Source organism: Ferruginibacter sp. (assembly GCF_014377975.1).
Taxonomy (GTDB): Bacteria; Bacteroidota; Bacteroidia; order Chitinophagales; family Chitinophagaceae; genus Ferruginibacter.
On sequence record NZ_JACMOO010000104.1, the window covers coordinates 1 to 3,183 of the forward strand.

The window sequence follows — 3,183 nt, forward strand, 5'->3', positions numbered from 1 at the left end:
AGATGGCAAATGATATCAACAGGCATAGCAGCCTAAAAAATAGGGACTGGCAGATTGCCTGTAATGAAATTAAAAACAAGTTGCAGGACGAAAAAAATTTTTTTAAACCGCAATTTTTAGTTTTTGCACAGTCTGACGATGCTGCTATAAAAAACTAAAGCTGGTATCAAAATAAATAACTCAAAACGTCATCTAAACCCGCTATAAATTTAATGTGTAAATTTAATAGCGGTTATTTATGGATATAACGTCTATATTTCCACTGCCAAAATATAGCGTTAATTTTTGTTCACTCAAATGATGATACAGCAAATGAAATACCTGATCTTCTTACTATTTCCTTTTATACAACACAAGGATAACAAACTACAATACGATATCATCATTCGCAATGGAATAATTTACGATGGCAACGGCGGTAAACCTTTTAAAGGTGATATCGCTATTAATGCAGATACCATTGCGGCCATCGGTAACCTCGGCGATGTACAGGCGATTGAAACAATTGATGCAAAGGGAATGGCGGTAGCGCCGGGTTTTATAAACATGCTTAGCTGGGCCAATGAATCGCTGATTGAAGATGGACGTTCACAAAGTGACATACGGCAAGGTGTAACGTTGGAGGTAATGGGCGAAGGGAGCAGTATGGGACCCTTAAATACAAAAATGAAAAATGAAATGCAGCTGGGGCAAACTGATATTCATTACAAAGTAGCATGGAATACGCTGGGTGAATATCTTGACTGGTTAGAGAAGAAAGGTGTTTCCTGCAACATAGCTTCGTTTATTGGAGCTGGCACGGTACGTACCTATGTAGTGGGCGAAGATGACCGTGCCGCTACACCAGCCGAATTAGAGCGCATGCGCCTGCTGGTGAAACAGGCAATGGAAGAAGGTGCCATGGGCGTAGGTTCTTCCCTGATTTACCCACCTGATTTTTTTGCCAGTACGGAAGAATTGACAGCGTTGTGCAAAGAAGCTTCCAACTATGGTGGTTCGTATATTTCGCACATGCGAAGTGAGGGCAACAATTTATATAAAGCAGTAGATGAGTTGATCACCATTGCTAAGGAAGCCAATATCCACGCAGAGATTTATCACTTAAAAGCAGCCGGAAAAGATAACTGGAAAAAGATGGACAGTGTAATAAAAAAAGTAAACAAAGCAAGAGCTGACGGGTTGAATATAACTGCGGACATGTACACCTATACTGCTGGCGCAACGGGCCTTACCGCTTCCTTTCCACCTTCTTTACAGGATGGCGGTTTTGGTAAATTATGGCAACGGCTGCAGGATAAAGCAATCCGTGCAGACATGAAAAAAGCGATGAATACCAATGCAACCGGCTGGGAAAATTTGTACTATGGTGCTGGTAGTGCTGCCAAAGTTTTATTACTTGGTTTTAAACAGGATTCTCTAAAAAAGTACACGGGTAAAACACTTGCGGAAGTGGCAAGGATCCGGGGTACGTCACCGGAAGAAACCGCAATGGATCTGATAGTTCAGGACAGTACAAGGGTTGGTACCGCTTATTTTCTGATGAACGAAGAAAATGTAAAAAAGCAAATTGCATTGCCCTGGGTAAGCTTTGGTTCAGATGAAGGATCCTATACAACAGCAGGTGTTTTTCTAAAATCAAATGCACACCCAAGGGCTTATGGAAACTTTACAAGAGTAATAGGAAAGTACTCAAGAGACGAGCATGTGCTGACATTGGAAAAAGCGATTTATAAATTAGCAAAATTGCCCGCAACAAATTTAAAGCTGCAAAAGAGGGGAGAATTGAAAGTGGGTAATTATGCTGATGTGCTTGTTTTTGATGCTGCCAAGATGAATGATTATTCAACCTATGATAAGCCGCACCAATATTCAACCGGTATGATACAGGTTTTCGTAAACGGTATACAGGTTTTAAAAAATGGAGAACATACAGGTGTCATGCCCGGAAGATTTATTAAGGGACCAGGATATAAAAAGTTATAAGGTATTAGTTACGGATGTTTTGAACAATAGCTTTTAAATTTGATGAAGTTTATTGCAGAAAATCTTCTGCAGTAATTGATAGTAAAATAGCATCTCCCAATTTAAGAGAGTGTTAAAAAAAGATTGAAAAAATAAAATAAAATTTTGGATCAGAATCGAAGTAAGAAATGTTTTTTCTCTTTTCAAGAAATTTATTGGTTACTCTTAATTAATAGCCCTTTATAAATGAGAATTAAGAATGGAAAATAGTTATGAAGATAAATGCTGCGGCTATTTTTCCCAATAGGTTTAACGCTTTCACAAATATTTTACAGAAGTTCTCCCTTTGCCACCTTCAGCTCAAACTGCGCTTTATTGTAACTGGAAACGGTATTCAAATAATCTACCTGGGCCTGCAATAAAAATTGTTGCGCCTGAAAAACTTCAAATGGTTTGGCTGTTTGTAATTTTTGACGTTCAATACTTTGACTCATTGCCTCTGTTGAAATCTGCAAAGCTTGTTTGGCAATTTCCATTTGCTGGCCTGCTAATTCAACTCCGGTATTTGCAGTGGCAATTTCTGCCTGGTACTGATTTTTGAATTGTTCAATGGCATTGTGTTGCAGATCGATCTGCGCATTGTATCTTTTTATATTACCTTTGTAAACCAACCTACCAAACGGCAAGTTCCATAAAAGCGCCGCATTATATTGGTAGGTGTTATTCATCTGTGTAGTGTATCCGCCAAAGGCGCCATTATCCATTCCTAACCGCAATTTGGGCAGCAACAATCCCTGAGTTACCGTTTTTTTTGAGGTTTGCAAGGATTGTAATTCGGCCTTCAATCCTGTATATTCTGGCCTTATTGTAAAGCCAGCCGTATCTATTTGTTGGGCGCTAAATTGAAGGGGGACCAATGCCGTATCGGCACTTATCAACCGTGTGTTTTTATCAAGGTTTAACAAGTTAGACAACAAGGCCGACTTTTTTTGCCAATCCATTTTAGCTTGTAGCGAACTAATTTTTAAATGGTTATAATTACTTTGGGAAAGCAGATATTCTGATTGATACCTGATGCCTGCATCCACCTGGATTTTTATCTGTTGGGTAAGTGTATCCGACTGCATCAACATTTGTTGTAAAAAAGTATATTTTAATTGCGATGATTGAAGGTCGAAATAGTTGGACACCGCTTGTAAAATTATTTTATTTTTTTCAGCC

Annotated in this window: 2 protein-coding genes; one reads left to right on the top strand and one right to left on the bottom strand. The window is 38.8% G+C overall.

All coding sequences use genetic code 11. The annotated features are described in order from the left end of the window. Positions 1–312 precede the first annotated feature (312 nt). Positions 313–1,983, top strand: coding sequence for an amidohydrolase family protein (locus H7254_RS06110; protein WP_301932129.1), 1,671 nt, complete (start codon positions 313–315; stop codon positions 1,981–1,983). 308 nt (positions 1,984–2,291) lie between these two features. On the opposite strand, the gene H7254_RS06115 is transcribed toward H7254_RS06110, so the two are convergent. Then, a partial coding sequence (locus H7254_RS06115) for a TolC family protein (RefSeq protein WP_301932130.1) occupies positions 2,292–3,183 on the bottom strand: 892 nt, incomplete at its 5' end.